This window comes from Allobosea sp. FBZP-16, assembly GCF_002831785.1.
Taxonomy (GTDB): Bacteria; Pseudomonadota; Alphaproteobacteria; order Rhizobiales; family Beijerinckiaceae; genus Allobosea; species Allobosea lupini.
On sequence record NZ_LNCQ01000022.1, the window covers coordinates 265,722 to 281,106 of the forward strand.

The 15,385-nt window shown below is 65.5% G+C and carries 12 protein-coding genes and 3 tRNA genes; 12 read left to right on the forward strand and 3 right to left on the reverse strand.

All coding sequences use genetic code 11. From position 1 onward, the window contains the following. Nucleotides 1-42 precede the first annotated feature (42 nt). Complete coding sequence (locus CXY91_RS07480; RefSeq protein WP_248307392.1) at nt 43-1,413, reverse strand: multicopper oxidase family protein; 1,371 nt, start codon at nt 1,411-1,413, stop codon at nt 43-45. Nucleotides 1,414-1,654: 241 nt separating this feature from the next. Between CXY91_RS07480 and CXY91_RS07485 the strand changes: the two genes are divergently transcribed. The 6 genes from CXY91_RS07485 (at nt 1,655) to CXY91_RS30535 (ending at nt 9,521) form a co-directional block, all read left to right on the forward strand. After that, nucleotides 1,655-1,739 (forward strand) — tRNA-Leu (locus CXY91_RS07485). 84 nt (nt 1,740-1,823) lie between these two features. Beyond that, complete coding sequence (tig, locus tag CXY91_RS07490; RefSeq protein ID WP_100960091.1) at nt 1,824-3,257, forward strand: trigger factor; 1,434 nt, start codon at nt 1,824-1,826, stop codon at nt 3,255-3,257. Nucleotides 3,258-3,401: 144 nt separating this feature from the next. Further along, complete coding sequence (locus tag CXY91_RS07495) at nt 3,402-4,022, forward strand: ATP-dependent Clp protease proteolytic subunit (RefSeq protein WP_100960805.1); 621 nt, start codon at nt 3,402-3,404, stop codon at nt 4,020-4,022. A gap of 269 nt (nt 4,023-4,291) precedes the next feature. Then, nucleotides 4,292-5,560: an ATP-dependent Clp protease ATP-binding subunit ClpX gene (gene clpX, locus CXY91_RS07500; protein ID WP_091829463.1), complete on the forward strand. Its 1,269-nt coding sequence runs from the start codon at nt 4,292-4,294 to the stop codon at nt 5,558-5,560. A gap of 336 nt (nt 5,561-5,896) precedes the next feature. After that, a complete protein-coding gene (lon, locus tag CXY91_RS07505) occupies nt 5,897-8,326 on the forward strand; it encodes an endopeptidase La (RefSeq protein ID WP_100960093.1) in 2,430 nt (809 codons plus the stop codon). Between the two features lie 112 nt (nt 8,327-8,438). Next, nucleotides 8,439-9,521, forward strand: coding sequence for a MerR family transcriptional regulator (locus CXY91_RS30535; RefSeq protein ID WP_199777376.1), 1,083 nt, complete (start codon nt 8,439-8,441; stop codon nt 9,519-9,521). Between the two features lie 18 nt (nt 9,522-9,539). On the opposite strand, the gene CXY91_RS07520 is transcribed toward CXY91_RS30535, so the two are convergent. Beyond that, nucleotides 9,540-9,615 (reverse strand) — tRNA-Val (locus tag CXY91_RS07520). Between the two features lie 354 nt (nt 9,616-9,969). Between CXY91_RS07520 and CXY91_RS07525 the strand changes: the two genes are divergently transcribed. Beyond that, nucleotides 9,970-10,046 (forward strand) — tRNA-Asp (locus tag CXY91_RS07525). A gap of 203 nt (nt 10,047-10,249) precedes the next feature. Here CXY91_RS07525 and CXY91_RS07530 read toward each other — a convergent pair. After that, a complete protein-coding gene (locus tag CXY91_RS07530) occupies nt 10,250-10,867 on the reverse strand; it encodes a YcbK family protein (protein ID WP_100960095.1) in 618 nt (205 codons plus the stop codon). A 410-nt stretch (nt 10,868-11,277) separates the two neighbouring features. On the opposite strand from CXY91_RS07530, the gene CXY91_RS07535 reads away from it, so the two are divergent. The 5 genes from CXY91_RS07535 to nuoE all read left to right on the forward strand — a co-directional run bounded on the left by CXY91_RS07535 (nt 11,278) and on the right by nuoE (nt 15,378). Further along, nucleotides 11,278-11,643, forward strand: a complete 366-nt coding sequence (locus CXY91_RS07535; protein WP_091830508.1) for an NADH-quinone oxidoreductase subunit A — start codon at nt 11,278-11,280, stop codon at nt 11,641-11,643. A gap of 67 nt (nt 11,644-11,710) precedes the next feature. Further along, complete coding sequence (locus tag CXY91_RS07540) at nt 11,711-12,289, forward strand: NuoB/complex I 20 kDa subunit family protein (protein ID WP_091830506.1); 579 nt, start codon at nt 11,711-11,713, stop codon at nt 12,287-12,289. Between the two features lie 36 nt (nt 12,290-12,325). Then, entirely contained in the window at nt 12,326-12,931 is a 606-nt protein-coding gene (locus CXY91_RS07545; RefSeq protein ID WP_100960097.1) for an NADH-quinone oxidoreductase subunit C, read from the forward strand. A gap of 12 nt (nt 12,932-12,943) precedes the next feature. Beyond that, a complete protein-coding gene (locus tag CXY91_RS07550) occupies nt 12,944-14,134 on the forward strand; it encodes an NADH-quinone oxidoreductase subunit D (RefSeq protein ID WP_091829454.1) in 1,191 nt (396 codons plus the stop codon). Beyond that, nucleotides 14,134-15,378, forward strand: a complete 1,245-nt coding sequence (gene nuoE / locus CXY91_RS07555; RefSeq protein WP_100960100.1) for an NADH-quinone oxidoreductase subunit NuoE — start codon at nt 14,134-14,136, stop codon at nt 15,376-15,378. The genes CXY91_RS07550 and nuoE overlap by 1 nt, the downstream gene beginning before the upstream one ends. The last annotated feature ends 7 nt before the right edge of the window (nt 15,379-15,385 follow it).

Below are 15,385 nucleotides of genomic sequence, written 5' to 3' on the forward strand. Positions count from 1 at the left end.
GGGTTTAGAAGCCACCCGCGAAGCTGACAAGCCAACGCGGCGTCACGTCACCTCGAACCAACTCCATAGCCCCCGGTCGAAGCGCTCCAGCACGGTGGAGGAGATCAGCCAGCGCCCGGGATTGTCGGCGATGAAGGCGATGTGCAGGCGCTTGCCCTCGGGAATCTGCACCGTATCGAGGAAATAGGGCTCCCAGCCGTCGTCGAGCGGGTGCAGCAAGCGGAAGCAGTGGCCGTGGACATGGAAGGGCTGCAGGAAGGCGGTCTTGTTGGTGATGCCGATCACCACCGGCGAGCCGCGCCTGACGCTGAACAGCGGCTTGCCCTTCGGATCGCCCTGGCCACCATTGACGGTCCAGGGCTTCGCAAGGTCGAGACCCGTCAGGTCGAGCTTGTTCTCCGGCGTGACCTTGGCTCCGCCCTCGATGATCATCTCCGAGCGTCTGGCATCCTGGAGTCGCACCGCCGCCGGCAGGGCGGGGTTGAGCGGCATCGCGGCGATCGCCGGGCGCGCCGCTTTCGCCGTGCCCTCGCTGACGAAGCGCACCAGCGGCACGCCCGGGCCGATCAACGCGGTGACGCTGGCGGCGGCGCCAACCGTCTCCGGCATGTCGAAGATCACGTCGTAGCGCGTGCCCGGCGCGAAAGGCAGCTGGCCCCGGACCGGCTCGAAGGTCTCGGTCGGCTGGCCGTCGACCGCAGCGACGAAGGCTTTCATCTCGTCGAAGCGCAGCCGCATGATCCGGGCATTGCAGGCATTGGCGAGACGAAGCCGAACGCGGGCGCCGGGCGGCAGCTTGACCGGCAGCGGCGGCGGCTTGCCGTTGACGGTGAGCCAGCTGCCGAGCCGGCCGGCCGCCGCGCCGTCCTGCCCGTCGGCAGCGAACGGCAGCAGCTTCTGGTCGTCGCCGAGCAGCCAGTCGCCGATCAAGGCGGGCAGATCGAGATCGACCGAAGGCGGCTCCTTCTCCTCGACGATGAGCAGGCCGGAGAGCCCGCGTCCGGCCGGCTCGGATGAGCCGCCAACCAGCATCGGCCGATAGAGGAAGGTGCCGGAATCAGGCGGCGTCAGCCGGTACTCGAACTGCCCGCCCGGAGGCACCGGCTCCTGGCTGAAGCCGCCGACGCCATCCATGACGTGATCGGCCCGCAGGCCGTGCCAATGCAGCGAAAGTGGCTTGTCGGTCCGATTTTGCAGGTTGAGACGCAAGGTCTCGCCCTGCTTCACCTTGAGGACCGGGCCCGGGGTCGCGCCGTCGAAGGCCCAGACCTCGGTCTCGGGCGCCGGCGCCGGTCGCAGGCGCAGCTTGGCGGGGGCTGCGACGAGATTCCGTGCGGCGCCTGCCGAAGCCGCCTGCGGAGCGGCCGGTGCCTGCTGGGCCAGTGCTAAAGATGGCGAGAACAGGGTCGCCATGCCCGCACCCTGTGCGATGACGAGGCGTCGACTGGGATGAGGGCGCGCGGCCGGCGGCGAAGCGTCTTTGCTCATGCTCGCGACATAGCCTCACCGGGTCATTCTGGCGAGCGTAAAGCCGCCTGGAAGCCGCGTTCGCAGAACTGTCGCATTTTTTTGCTGCATGACGCGCCCGAAATGGTATAGCGGCGCGGCCTACGGTGCTGCTGTCGCGAAGACTGCGATATGGCGCACCGGGTCGGCGGGCGTGGCGGAACTGGTAGACGCACTGGTTTTAGGTACCAGCGGCGAAAGTCGTGGGGGTTCGAGTCCCTCCGCCCGCACCATGATTCGGATTTCGCGAGCGCGGCGGCGGTCATCCGGCGTCGCGCTTTGGACATTGAAGTAACGAGCTGTTGGCGGATCGAACAATGAACGTGACGGAAACCCTGTCCCAGGGCCTCAAGCGCGAATTCCAGGTGGTGCTGAACGCCACGGACCTCAAGTCGAGGCTCGATGGCGAGCTGCAGAACCTGCAGGGCAAAGCCAAGATCAACGGCTTCCGCCCCGGCAAGGTCCCGGTTGGCCATCTGCGCCGTCTCTATGGCCGCTCGGTCATGGCTGATGTCGTCCAGAACGCCGTCAACGAGGCGAACCAGAAGATCGTCACCGACAATGGCCTGAAGCTCGCCTTCGAGCCGCAGATCAAGTTCCCCGAGAACAAGGACGAGATCGAGGCCGCGATGGAGGCCAAGGGCGATCTCGCCTTCACCGTCGCGCTCGAAGTTCTGCCGAAGATCGAGGTTGCCGACGTCTCCGACGTGTCGCTCGAGAAGCCTGTCGCGGACGTCCCTGAGGCCGATGTCGATGCGGCGCTGGAGCGCATGGCCTCGCAGAATCGCGCCTTCGAGACGAAGAAGGACGGCGCCAAGGCCGCCAAGGGCGATCGCCTGCTGATCTCCTTCGTCGGCACGCTCGAAGGCAAGCCCTTCGATGGCGGCACCGGCTCGGAAATCCCGCTCGAACTCGGCGCCGGCCAGTTCATCCCGGGCTTCGAGGAGCAGCTCGAGGGCGTCAAGAAGGGTGAGCAGCGCACCGTTTCGGTGACCTTCCCCGAGAACTACACCGCGACCCATCTTGCCGGTAAGCCGGCCGAGTTCGCCGTCACCGTCGACGACGTCCAGGCTCCGGGCGAGCTGAAGATCGACGACGAGCTCGCCAAGGGCTTCGGCATGGAGTCGCTCGACGCGCTCAAGACCGCGATTCGCGAGCAGATCGGCCGCGAGTTCGGCGAGCAGTCGCGCCGCAAGATCAAGAAGGCCCTGCTCGACGCGCTCGACGGCAAGTACAGCTTCGAGCTGCCGCCGACCCTGGTCGAGCAGGAGTTCGCCGCGGTCTGGAGCCAGGTCGAGGCGGACATGAAGAACGCCAACAAGACCTTCGCCGACGAGAACACCACCGAGGACGAGGCTCGCGCGGAGTACCGCAAGATCGCCGAGCGTCGCGTTCGCCTCGGCCTGGTCCTGGCCGAGATCGGCGAGCAGGCCAAGGTCCAGATCTCCGATGACGAGGTGACGCAGGCGCTGATCGCGCGCGCCCGCCAGTTCCCGGGCCAGGAGAAGGAAGTCTGGGAGTTCTATCGCAAGAACCCGCAGGCGCTCGCCGAGATCCGCGCCCCGATCTTCGAGGAGAAGGTCGTCGACCATCTGCTCGGTCAGGTGAAGGTCTCCGACAAGTCGGTCTCGCGCGAGGCGCTCTTCGCCGACGATGAGGACGAAGGCGCTGCCGAGGCCAAGCCGAAGGCCGCCAAGGCGAAGAAGACCAAGAAGTCTGCGACCGATGCGGCGGACGAGGCCTCGGCCTGATCCTTCCCAGCTGATCGACGATATCGGCGCCGTCCGCACTCTGCGGGCGGCGCTTCCCTTTTCAGCCGCCGCAGGCATGCTTATGTGGGGTCTTCGCCGCTATCGGCTGATTCCCGCCCGCTTTGACCCCAAGGACCGACGATGATGCGTGACCCGATCGAGACCTATAACAATCTCGTCCCGATGGTGGTCGAGCAGTCGAGCCGCGGCGAGCGTGCCTTCGACATCTATTCGCGGCTGCTGCGCGAGCGCATCATCTTCCTGACCGGCCCGGTCGAGGATTACTCCGCCTCGCTCATCGTGGCGCAGCTGCTGTTCCTCGAGGCGGAGAACCCGAAGAAGGAAATCTCCTTCTACATCAACTCGCCCGGCGGCGTGGTGACCTCGGGCCTGTCGATCTACGACACCATGCAGTTCATCCGCTGCCCGGTGACGACGCTCTGCGTCGGCCAGGCCGCCTCGATGGGCTCGCTCCTGCTGACCGCCGGCGCCAAGGACATGCGCTTCGCGCTGCCGAACGCCCGCATCATGGTCCACCAGCCGTCCGGCGGCTTCCAGGGCCAGGTCACCGACATCCTGATCCATGCCCGCGAGGTCGAGAGCCTGAAGCGGCGCCTGAACGAGATCTACGTCAGGCACACCGGCCGCTCCTACGAGGACATCGAGGCGGCGCTGGAGCGCGACAATTTCATGACCGCAGACCAGGCCAAGGAATTCGGCCTGATCGACAAGGTCATCGACAAGCGCGCGGACGAGGCGGCCTGAGGTCGTTGGAGGTACACGCGCCTGTGGGTTGGCGAGCGGCTCCCGAAGGGCCATATTGCCTTGAGACTAGGCCCCATGTTTGCATGGGGCATCTGAAGGGCGCAGCAAGGCGCTCGAGCGGTCCGATTTTGGGTCAGTTTCGTCGCCACCTGCGCCAGAGCGACGCGTTAACCCAAAAATCGTGATCTGGGCGCCTATTATGACGGGGAGACGACATCAGCCCGCCGTTTTTCGGTGGCGGATTTTGTCCTCCGAGATGGAGAATCACGATGACTAAGGCCAGCGGCGGCGATTCCAAGAGCACGCTCTACTGCTCCTTCTGCGGCAAGAGCCAGCACGAGGTCCGCAAGCTGATCGCGGGCCCGACCGTGTTCATCTGCGATGAATGCGTCGAGCTCTGCATGGACATCATCCGCGAGGAATCGAAGTCCGCGCTGGTGAAGTCGAAGGACGGCGTGCCGACCCCGAAGGAGATCCGCAAGGTTCTCGACGACTACGTCATCGGCCAGGACCACGCCAAGAAGGTTCTCTCGGTCGCGGTCCACAACCATTACAAGCGGCTCAGCCACGCGACGAAGCACAACGACGTCGAGCTGGCGAAGTCGAACATCCTGCTGATCGGGCCGACCGGCTCGGGCAAGACGCTGCTCGCGCAGACGCTCGCCCGCATCCTCGATGTGCCGTTCACCATGGCCGATGCGACGACGCTGACCGAGGCCGGTTATGTCGGCGAGGATGTCGAGAACATCATCCTGAAGCTGCTCCAGGCTTCCGACTACAATGTCGAGCGGGCGCAGCGCGGCATCGTCTACATCGACGAGATCGACAAGATCAGCCGCAAATCGGACAATCCCTCGATCACCCGCGACGTCTCGGGCGAGGGCGTGCAGCAGGCGCTCCTCAAGATCATGGAGGGCACCGTCGCCTCCGTGCCGCCGCAGGGTGGGCGCAAGCATCCGCAGCAGGAGTTCCTGCAGGTCGACACCACCAATATCCTGTTCATCTGCGGCGGTGCCTTCGCCGGGCTGGACAAGATCATCTCCGGCCGCGGCAAGGGCACCTCGATCGGCTTCGGCGCGACCGTGAAGTCTCCTGACGACCGCCGTACCGGCGCGATCTTCCGCGAGGTCGAGCCGGAGGACCTGCTGAAGTTCGGCCTGATCCCGGAATTCGTCGGCCGCCTGCCTGTGCTGGCGACGCTGGAGGACCTCGACGAAGCCGCGCTCAAGACCATCCTCACCGAGCCGAAGAACGCGCTGGTCAAGCAGTATCAGCGTCTGTTCGAGATGGAGGACACTGAGCTCACCTTCACCGACGAGGCCGTCAGCCTGATCGCCCGCAAGGCGATCGAGCGCAAGACCGGCGCGCGTGGCCTGCGCTCGATCATGGAGGGCATCCTGCTCGAGACCATGTATGAGCTGCCGGGGCTGGAAGGCGTCGAGCAGGTCGTCATCGGCCCCGAGGCGGTCGAGTCGAAGTCGCGTCCGCTGTTCATCTATGCGGATCGCGAAGAGGAGACCAAGTCGGCCTCTGCCTGAGCTGAAGCAGATTCTGGCTCACTTCGGAACGCGCGCCTTTCGGCGCGCGTTTTGCTTTGTGGGCCAGTGTGGTCAAAGCTGCCTCGAAACCGCCCTTGCGTCGCCGGATCCCTCACGGCCTCGTGTGCCTGTTGCGGTAGAAGCGGCGGTGGACTGCGTTAGGCGTCGCTTGAAAGCCGGCGTCGAAGCATCCACCTTATGCTCACCTGTTGGAGTCGCGTGCCTGTCGAGGGCGCGGCCGGCAGGGGCGCCTGGCGCGAATGGTCGCGCCGCGCAGTACGTCCGATCGATTGCCTTTCGAAGGGATCGGCCGGGCGAAAACTTGAAGGACTAGACATGACTGGCTCGACGCCCCGCGCTCCGCTCGTCCCCGGCACGACCGATACCTATCCGGTCCTGCCGCTGCGCGACATCGTCGTCTTCCCGCATATGATCGTGCCGCTCTTCGTCGGCCGCGAGAAGTCCATTCGTGCGCTCGAGGAGGTGGTCAAGAACGATGGCCTGATCCTGCTCGCCACGCAGAAGAATGCCGGCGACGATGATCCGGAGACCAGCGACATCTACGAAATCGGCACGCTCGCCCGCGTGCTGCAGCTGCTCAAGCTGCCCGACTCGACCGTGAAGGTGCTCGTCGAGGGCATCGGCCGGGCCAAGACGACGACCTATACCGCGACCGACAACTTCTACGAGGCGAAGGCCGAGGCTCTCGCCGAGGAAGAGGGCAAGAAGGTCGAGGTCGAGGCGCTCGCCCGCTCGGTCGTCAGCGAGTTCGAGAACTATGTGAAGCTCAACAAAAAGATCTCGCCCGAGATCGTCGCGGCGGTCTCCCAGATCGACGAGCCGGCCAAGCTCGCCGATACGGTCGCCTCGCATCTGGCGGTCAAGATCGCCGACCGGCAGGCCGTGCTGGAGGTGATGAACGTCGCCCACCGGCTCGAAAAGGTGCTCTCATTGATGGAGAGCGAGATGTCGGTGCTGCAGGTCGAGAAGCGCATCCGCTCGCGCGTCAAGCGCCAGATGGAGAAGACCCAGCGCGAGTACTATCTCAACGAGCAGATGAAGGCGATCCAGAAGGAGCTGGGCGACGGCGAGGAAGGTCGTGACGAGCTGGCCGAGCTGGAAGAGCGTATCGCCAAGACCAAGCTGACCAAGGAGGCGCGCGACAAGGCGCTCGCCGAGGTCAAGAAGCTCAGGCAGATGTCGCCGATGTCGGCGGAAGCCACAGTCGTGCGCAACTATCTCGACTGGCTGCTTGGTATCCCGTGGGGCAAGAAGTCCAAGATCAAGAAGGACCTCGCCGCGGCGCAAAAGGTGCTCGACGACGACCATTTCGGCCTCGACAAGGTCAAGGACCGCATCGTCGAATACCTGGCGGTGCAGCAGCGCGCCAACCGGCTCGCCGGCCCGATCTTGTGCCTCGTCGGCCCTCCGGGCGTCGGCAAGACCTCGCTCGGCAAGTCGATCGCCAAGGCGACCGGCCGCGAGTTCGTGCGCATGTCGCTCGGCGGCGTGCGTGACGAGGCCGAGATCCGCGGTCACCGCCGCACCTATATCGGCTCGATGCCCGGCAAGATCATCCAGTCGATGAAGAAGGCCAAGACCTCGAACCCGCTCATCCTGCTCGACGAGATCGACAAGATGGGGCAGGACTTCCGCGGCGATCCGTCGGCGGCCCTGCTCGAGGTGCTCGACCCCGAGCAGAACTCGACCTTCAACGACCATTACCTCGAGGTCGACTACGACCTGTCGAATGTGATGTTCGTGACCACGGCGAACACGCTGAACATCCCGCCGGCCCTTTTGGACCGCATGGAGGTGATCCGCATCGCCGGCTACACCGAGGACGAGAAGGCCGAGATCGCGCGCCGCCACCTGATTCCGGGGGCGATCGCCAAGCACGGCCTGCAGTCCAAGGAATGGTCGATCGACGACGAGGCCCTGACGACGCTGGTCCGGCGCTATACGCGTGAAGCCGGTGTCCGCAACCTCGAGCGCGAGATCGCCAACACCGTCCGCAAGGCGGTGAAGGAGATCGTGCTGACCAAGAAGAAGAAGGTCGCGGTCACGCCTGCGGTGCTGGAGGATTATCTCGGCCCGCCGCGTTATCGCTTCGGCATGGCAGAGACCGAGGATCAGGTCGGTGTCGTCACCGGCCTGGCCTGGACCGAAGTCGGCGGCGAGATGCTGACGATCGAAGGCGTGATGATGCCCGGCAAGGGCAAGATGACCGTCACCGGCAATCTGCGCGACGTGATGAAGGAATCGATCTCGGCAGCGGCGTCCTATGTCCGCTCCCGTGCCATCGATTTCGGCATCGAGCCGCCGCTGTTCGACCGGCGCGACATCCACGTCCATCTTCCCGAAGGGGCGACCCCGAAGGATGGTCCGTCGGCGGGCATTGGCATGGCGACGGCGATTGTCTCGGTCATGACCGGCATCCCGGTCCGCCGCGATGTCGCCATGACCGGCGAGGTCACGCTGCGGGGCAGGGCGCTGCCGATCGGCGGTCTCAAGGAGAAGCTGCTCGCTGCTCTGCGCGGCGGCATCAAGAAGGTGCTGATCCCTGAGGACAACGCCAAGGATCTGGTCGATCTGCCGAAGTCCGTGAAGAACGGGCTCGAGATCGTCCCGGTCTCGCGGATGGACCAGGTGCTCCAGCACGCGCTGGTGCGTCAGCCGACGCCGATCGTCTGGGAAGAGGACCTGAAGGCACCTGTGCCCAAGGGCCCCGAGGACGACGCAGCTACGGCTGGCGTCGCCCACTGAGCCCAGCGCTCGCGAATTGAGAGGCCGCCGGCATCGCCGGCGGCCTTTTTTATTGGCTGGGCCCTTGAGCCGCACCCTGCGTCATAGCTTAGCGCTGGGTCAGGAGGTGCCGATGAGCGCGCGGAACGATAGCGAGATCTGGCTCGAGGCCAATGAGTGTTCGGCCCGGATCGGGCTGTCGAAGCGGGCTTTGCGGCTCTACGAGGAGCACGGCCTGATCCGGCCGCGGCGGACGCAGAAGGGTTGGCGCCTCTACGGCGCTAACGAGATCGCGCGCTTGCACGAGATCCTCGCGCTGAAGCGGCTGGGCCTGAGCCTGCAGCGGATCACGGCCTTGCTGCAGGGCAAGGCCACCGATCTCGCCGGGGTTCTCAGCATCCAGCACGATCTGCTCGCCGAGCAACGCGAGCGGGCCGAGCAGGGGCTTGCCCTGGTCCGCGCCGCGCAGGCCAAGCTGGCCACAGGCGCCTCCCTCACTGCCGACGAACTGATCAGGCTCGCGAAGGAGGCCAACATGACCGAGAGCAACACCGATACCGTTGCCTGGCGGCGCTACGACCAGGCGCGGCCGCGCACCGAGGTCAAGATCGACCCACGCCGCTTCGCGCGCTGTACGGGCTTCTACAAGCATCCTGTCGGGCTGATCATGGCCGTCACCCTGGAAGGCGATCGCTTCTTCCTGCAGCTCACCGGCCAGCCCAAGGTCGAGCTCTTCGCCGAGAATGAAAGCAATTTCTTCCTGAAGGTCGTTCCGGCCCAGCTCACCTTCGCGTCGGCTGGGAGCGACCGCGCCGAGACGCTGACACTGCATCAGGGCGGGTACGAGGCTGTCGCCAAGCGCATCGACGAGGCCGAGGCGAAGCGCCAGAGCGAGGAGCTTGGCAAGCGGGTGCGCAACCGTGTCCCGCATCCGCGCAGCGAAGAGACCTTGCGCCACTTCCTCGAACAGCAGCGGTGCGGCACCATACCGTCCGAGCTTTTGAGTGAAGAGCTGGCGGAGATCGTGCGCGAGCAGCAGCCTATCGTCAGCGCCGAACTCGAATCGAAGGGCGATCTGCGCAAGCTCGGCTTCCGCCGGGTCGCCGACGATGGCGTCGACATCTACGAGGCGCAGTTCGCCCAGGGCACTCTGCAATGCGGCATTGGCTTCGGCCAGGACGGCCGCGTCCACACGCTCTGGATGCTGCCGGCCTGAGTGGCTCAAAGGAAAGACTGGTGGGCGGTGACGGGCTCGAACCGCCGACATCTTCGGTGTAAACGAAGCGCTCTACCGACTGAGCTAACCGCCCTTGCCCGCCGTTTAAGGCTATGGCGCCGGCTGCGCAAGCCACAGGGCGCGGAGTCCGCAGCCTTTGCCCAGCGGCGAGTTTCGCGGCAAATCGCGCGGGGCGATCTGAACAGCTCCAGGCGCCATGCCAGAAAGACGCAATTGCGCAGTCCGCAGCCGAGATTCGCCGTCGCTGGTCGGGCACGCCGATCGATCAACGCAGGTCGCCTCGATCGCAGAGCTGGAGAACTGCCGGTTTCAGCCTCTTTCCACCGACTTTGGCGGTGATCGATATTTTGACGGCTTCTGTGCTTGACAGTCAGGGCCGGGGGCCATAATCCCAACGCCGCCGGGGACGAGTTCCTCCGCCGCCCGCGCGGGCGTAGCTCAGTTGGTTAGAGTGCCGGCCTGTCACGCCGGAGGTCGCGGGTTCGAGCCCCGTCGCCCGCGCCATTTTCAGCACATAATCCCAGTCTGTTGAAGCGGTTGCTTCATGTCGTGCTGAAGCTGTTCCGACACGGGTTCCCGTCCTCCGCAAATTGCCCGCACTGTCCGATGCGACGTCTTGCTTGGCTGTCGCCTATGCTGCGCCGAGGCGGTGAGGGAGCGCCCGGATCACGCGCTCCGACACGCTCCGGGCAGGAGCCGGCATGAGCTCACCAGGGCCGGCGCGGCCCTGTGTCGATGTGGATCAGCCCGTTCCAGTAGACTTTGTTGCCGCCGACCTCGGGCAGGGTACGTACCCATTCCAGCACGGCGCGCGGCCTGACGCCCGGCACACGGAAATCCATCGCCTCGCAGCGCTTGTGGAAGGAGCCGCGTCGTGCCCGCCAGGGCGGCCGCCAGGTCGAGGTCACCTTCACCGCTCCGTACTTGTCCGAGATCTTGCCGAGAATGCTCTTCAGCACCGGCGGCAGGCAGACGATCGAGGTGCCCGGATCGGTCGAGATTCCCGGCCTGTCGGGCTTCTCGTTGGGATCGAAGGCGGGTTCCTCGGCGGTCTGCCCCGGCGTCCGCTGAGGCCATTCGGGTCCCTCATCGTCATCGTGCTCCGGCTGGGCGAGGGTGGGCGCAGGACCCGGCGTGGTCACGACGCTGGCCGCGATCGGAGCCTGGGGGAGCACGACGACCGGTGGCGCGCCCGGCTTGACCTGCAGGTCGAGATCGAAGGGGCGTTCGGGCGGCAGCGGCGCGAGCATCATCTGCGCCGTCGCCTCGGCGCCGAACGCTGTCGCAATGGCGCAGGCCAGCGCTGTCCTCCGCACTGCGCTCATGCGATCCGGGATGCCGATGACAAGGCTGCGGCCAAGAGCGCGCGATCACGATGCGTTGTTGGCCACGGCATTCCCGCAACGGTGCTCCTGACGCATCGGCAGTGCCTGCCGACGAATCGTGTCGGCGCCGAAGACTTCGCATTGCGTCCCCGTTTGCCATGCTTCTGCGCGCTGCGACAACCGTCTTGGGCTAGGCGCGGCCGATCACGAAAATCGGCCCCGAAACAGCCGGGAATCGCGACGCTTCCGCGGGCGGCTCGCGCGTATGCGGCAAAGACATGGCGACAGGCGCGTTGTGCGGCGCGGCGAACCCTTGCGTGATTCTAAAGCAGGGTCTAATCGACTGGCGAGATTGAGGGCGCCAGTCGCGGCGCCGGGTTGAAGCGGGGTGACAGATGCAAGCTCTTCCTGTGCAGTCCCTGCTGTCGGACTACCTGCCTCTGGTGATCTTCATCGGCCTGTCGCTGGTGATCGGCCTCGCCTTGCTGATCGCGCCCTTCGCCGTGGCCTATTCCAAGCCGGACGCCGAGAAGCTCTCGGCCTATGAATGCGGCTTCAACGCCTTCGACGACGCGCGCATGAAGTTCGACGTGCGCTTCTATCTCGTCGCCATCCTCTTCATCATCTTCGATCTCGAAGTCGCTTTCCTTTTCCCCTGGGCGGTCGCCTTCGGCGGGCTCGGCTGGGTCGGCTTCTGGTCTATGATGGTTTTTCTCGGCGTGCTGACGGTCGGCTTCGTCTACGAGTGGCGCAAGGGCGCGCTCGAGTGGGATTGATCGTTTTGTCGCGTCGGGCTGATATCAATTTACATTCGACGAAACCCAAAGGTTCGAACTGATGGCCATGACAGCGATCGATCGCGGTGATCCGCTCGTCGCGCAGGCTCCCAGGGGTCTGCTCGGCCCCGACGGCAAGCCGCTCGGCGCGCGCGATCCCTATTTCGTCGAGATCAACAACGAGCTGGCCGACAAGGGCTTCCTCGTCACGGCGAGCGACGACCTGATCAACTGGGCCCGCACCGGTTCGCTGATGTGGATGACCTTCGGCCTCGCCTGCTGCGCGGTCGAGATGATGCAGCTGTCCATGCCGCGCTACGACGTCGAGCGCTTCGGCTTCGCCCCGCGCGCCTCACCGCGGCAGTCGGACGTCATGATCGTCGCCGGCACGCTGACCAACAAGATGGCCCCGGCCCTGCGGAAGGTCTACGACCAGATGCCGGAGCCGCGCTACGTCATCTCGATGGGCTCCTGCGCCAATGGCGGCGGCTACTACCACTACAGCTATTCGGTGGTGCGCGGCTGTGACCGCATTGTGCCGATCGACGTCTATGTGCCGGGCTGCCCGCCGACCGCGGAAGCGCTGCTCTATGGCGTGCTGCTGCTGCAGAAGAAGATCCGCCGGACCGGGACGATCGAGCGCTGAGGCGCTTGGCGACCGGCGGCTTGCGAAGGTGATGCGATGAGCGAAGCGCTCGTGACATTGGGCGAAGAGATCCAGGCGGCGCTGCCCGGCGCGGTGACCGACATCGTCGTCGCCTTCGACGAGATCACGGTGCTGGCCGAGGCGGCCGAGATCGTGCGGGTCCTCAAGACCCTCTATGACGATCAGCGCTTCCGCTTCGTCAATTTCACCGACATCGCCGGCGCCGACTATCCGCAGCGCGAGAAGCGCTTCGAGGTCGTCTATCACCTGCTCTCGCCGCGCCATAACCGGCGCATCCGCGTCAAGGTCCAGGCCGACGAGGCGACCCCGGTCCCTTCCGTGATCGAGGTCTTCCCGGCAGCGAACTGGTACGAGCGCGAGGCCTACGATTTCTACGGCATCCTGTTCTCGAACCATCCGGATCTGCGCCGCATCCTCACCGACTACGGCTTCGAGGGTTATCCGCTGCGCAAGGACTTCCCGCTGACCGGCTTCGTCGAGGTCCGCTACGACGATGAGCAGAAGCGCGTCGTCTACGAGCCGGTGAAGCTGAACCAGGAATTCCGCAACTTCGACTTCCTCTCGCCCTGGGAAGGGACGGAATACGTCCTCCCGGGCGATGAAAAAGCCAAGACGGCCTGATCGGACTGGGCGATGTCAGAGCACAACATCCGCAATTTCTCGATCAACTTCGGCCCGCAGCATCCGGCGGCGCACGGCGTGCTGCGTCTGGTGCTGGAGCTCGACGGCGAGATCGTCGAGCGCGTCGATCCGCATATCGGCCTGCTGCATCGCGGCACCGAGAAGCTGATCGAGCACAAGACCTATCTCCAGGCCGTGCCCTATTTCGACCGGCTCGACTATGTCGCGCCGATGAACCAGGAGCATGCGTACGCGCTCGCGGTCGAGAAGCTGATGGGCGTGACCGTGCCGCGCCGCGGCCAGCTCATCCGGGTCCTCTATTCCGAGATCGGCCGCATCCTCTCGCACATCCTCAACGTCACCACGCAGGCGATGGACGTCGGCGCGCTCACCCCACCGCTGTGGGGCTTCGAGGAGCGCGAAAAGCTGATGATCTTCTACGAGCGGGCCTGCGGCGCGCGCATGCACGCGGCCTATGTCCGGCCGGGCGGCGTCCACCAGGACCTGCCGACCTCGCTCATCCACGACATCGCCGAGTGGTGCGACCCGTTCCTCAAGGTCTGCGACGACCTCGAAGGCCTGCTCACCGACAACCGCATCTTCAAGCAGCGCAATGTCGACATCGGCGTCGTCGATCTCGAAACCTGCTGGAAATGGGGCTTCTCGGGCGTGATGGTGCGCGGCTCCGGTGCGCCCTGGGACCTGCGCAAGTCGCAGCCCTACGAGTGCTACGAGGAGATGGAATTCGACATCCCCGTCGGCAAGAACGGCGACTGCTACGACCGCTACTGCATCCGCATGGAAGAGATGCGCCAGTCGGTGCGCATCATGAAGCAGTGCTGCGAGAAGCTGCTGGCTGCCGATGGCGGCGGCCCGGTCTCCTCGCTCGACGGCAAGATGGTGCCGCCCAAGCGCGGCGAGATGAAGCGCTCGATGGAAGCGCTGATCCACCACTTCAAGCTCTACACCGAGGGCTACAAGGTGCCCGAGGGCGAGGTTTATGCCGCCGTCGAGGCCCCGAAGGGCGAATTCGGTGTCTATCTCGTCTCCGACGGCACCAACAAGCCCTATCGCTGCAAGATCAAGGCGCCGGGCTTCGCCCATCTCCAGGCCATGGATTTCATGTGCCGCAAGCACATGCTCGCCGACGTCTCCGCGATCCTCGGCTCCCTCGATATCGTCTTTGGTGAGGTGGACCGCTGATGTCCGTCCGTCGTCTCGCGCCCGATCACGTTCAGCCGGCCTCCTTCGCATTCAATGCGGCGAACGAGAACTGGGCCGACCAGCAGATCGCCAAGTACCCCGAAGGCCGGCAGGCCTCGGCCGTGATCCCGCTGTTGTGGAAGGCGCAGGAGCAGCATCATGGCTGGCTGCCGCGCGCCGCGATCGAGGCGGTTGCCCAAAAGCTTGGCATGGCGCCGATGCGGGTGCTGGAGGTCGCGACCTTCTACACCATGTTCAACCTGCAGCCGGTCGGCACGCATTTCATCCAGCTCTGTGGCACGACGCCCTGCGCCCTGCGCGGCGCCGAAGCGCTGAAGAAGGTCTGCGAGGACGTAATCGGCCCGCAATCGACCGTCACGGCCGACGGCAAGCTGTCCTGGCTCGAGGTCGAGTGCCTCGGCGCCTGCTGCAACGCCCCGATGGCGCAGATCAATTTCGATTACTACGAAGACCTCGACCCTGAGAATTTCCGCAAGCTGCTGGACGATCTGCGCCACGGCCGCCCGACCAAGCCCGGCCCGCAGGTCGACCGCTCCTGCTCGGAGCCGCTCGGCGGCGGCGACACGCTGAAGGACCCGGCCCTGTTCGACGGTTCGGTGATTGGTGCCGGCGACTGGCAGGCCCGCATCACCAGGCAGCGCGAAGAGGCTGCGATCAGGATCGCCAGCGAGAACGCTGCGGCCGAGGCCAAGGCCAAGGCGGAGGCGGAGACTGCAGCCGCGGCGGCCAAGGCCGGCCCGACCGACGTCAAGACCGCGCCGGCTCCCGAGGCAGCCGCGCCCGGCCGCCCGCAGCCCTCCGATCCGAAGCAGCCGGCGAGCGCCGCGCAGGACACCCCGTCCGCGACGAGCAAGGCGATCAAGGACACCGCCAAGACCGAGGCTCCGAAGGCACCGGCGGCCAAGGCTGCACCCGCCACGGACCCGGTTCCCGCCGTACCCGAATCCAAGCCCGCTCTGCTGACCGCGGCCCGCGACGGCAAGGGCGACGATCTCGAACTGATCTGGGGCGTCGGTCCCAAGCTCGGCAAGATGCTCAACGAGATGGGCGTCTGGCACTATGACCAGATTTCTGCCTGGACCCCGGCTGAACTCGCCTGGGTCGATGCAAGACTGACCGGTTTCAAGGGCAGGGCGGTCCGCGACGACTGGATCTCGCAGGCGAAGAAGCTCGCTACCGGCTGGCGGCCGGAGAGCAAGCTCGGCGACAAGCCGGCGAACTGAGGCGATA

What these genes read in the sequence shown, in the direction of transcription:
- CXY91_RS07540 (WP_091830506.1), top strand. Translation starts at nt 11,711, where the DNA reads ATGACAGCGATCGATCGCGGTGATCCGCTCGTCGCGCAGGCTCCCAGG.
- CXY91_RS07480 (WP_248307392.1), bottom strand. Translation starts at nt 1,413, where the DNA reads ATGGCGACCCTGTTCTCGCCATCTTTAGCACTGGCCCAGCAGGCACCG.
- clpX (WP_091829463.1), top strand. Translation starts at nt 4,292, where the DNA reads ATGACTAAGGCCAGCGGCGGCGATTCCAAGAGCACGCTCTACTGCTCC.
- CXY91_RS07545 (WP_100960097.1), top strand. Translation starts at nt 12,326, where the DNA reads ATGAGCGAAGCGCTCGTGACATTGGGCGAAGAGATCCAGGCGGCGCTG.
- CXY91_RS30535 (WP_199777376.1), top strand. Translation starts at nt 8,439, where the DNA reads ATGAGCGCGCGGAACGATAGCGAGATCTGGCTCGAGGCCAATGAGTGT.
- lon (WP_100960093.1), top strand. Translation starts at nt 5,897, where the DNA reads ATGACTGGCTCGACGCCCCGCGCTCCGCTCGTCCCCGGCACGACCGAT.
- tig (WP_100960091.1), top strand. Translation starts at nt 1,824, where the DNA reads ATGAACGTGACGGAAACCCTGTCCCAGGGCCTCAAGCGCGAATTCCAG.
- CXY91_RS07495 (WP_100960805.1), top strand. Translation starts at nt 3,402, where the DNA reads ATGCGTGACCCGATCGAGACCTATAACAATCTCGTCCCGATGGTGGTC.
- CXY91_RS07530 (WP_100960095.1), bottom strand. Translation starts at nt 10,867, where the DNA reads ATGAGCGCAGTGCGGAGGACAGCGCTGGCCTGCGCCATTGCGACAGCG.
- CXY91_RS07550 (WP_091829454.1), top strand. Translation starts at nt 12,944, where the DNA reads ATGTCAGAGCACAACATCCGCAATTTCTCGATCAACTTCGGCCCGCAG.
- nuoE (WP_100960100.1), top strand. Translation starts at nt 14,134, where the DNA reads ATGTCCGTCCGTCGTCTCGCGCCCGATCACGTTCAGCCGGCCTCCTTC.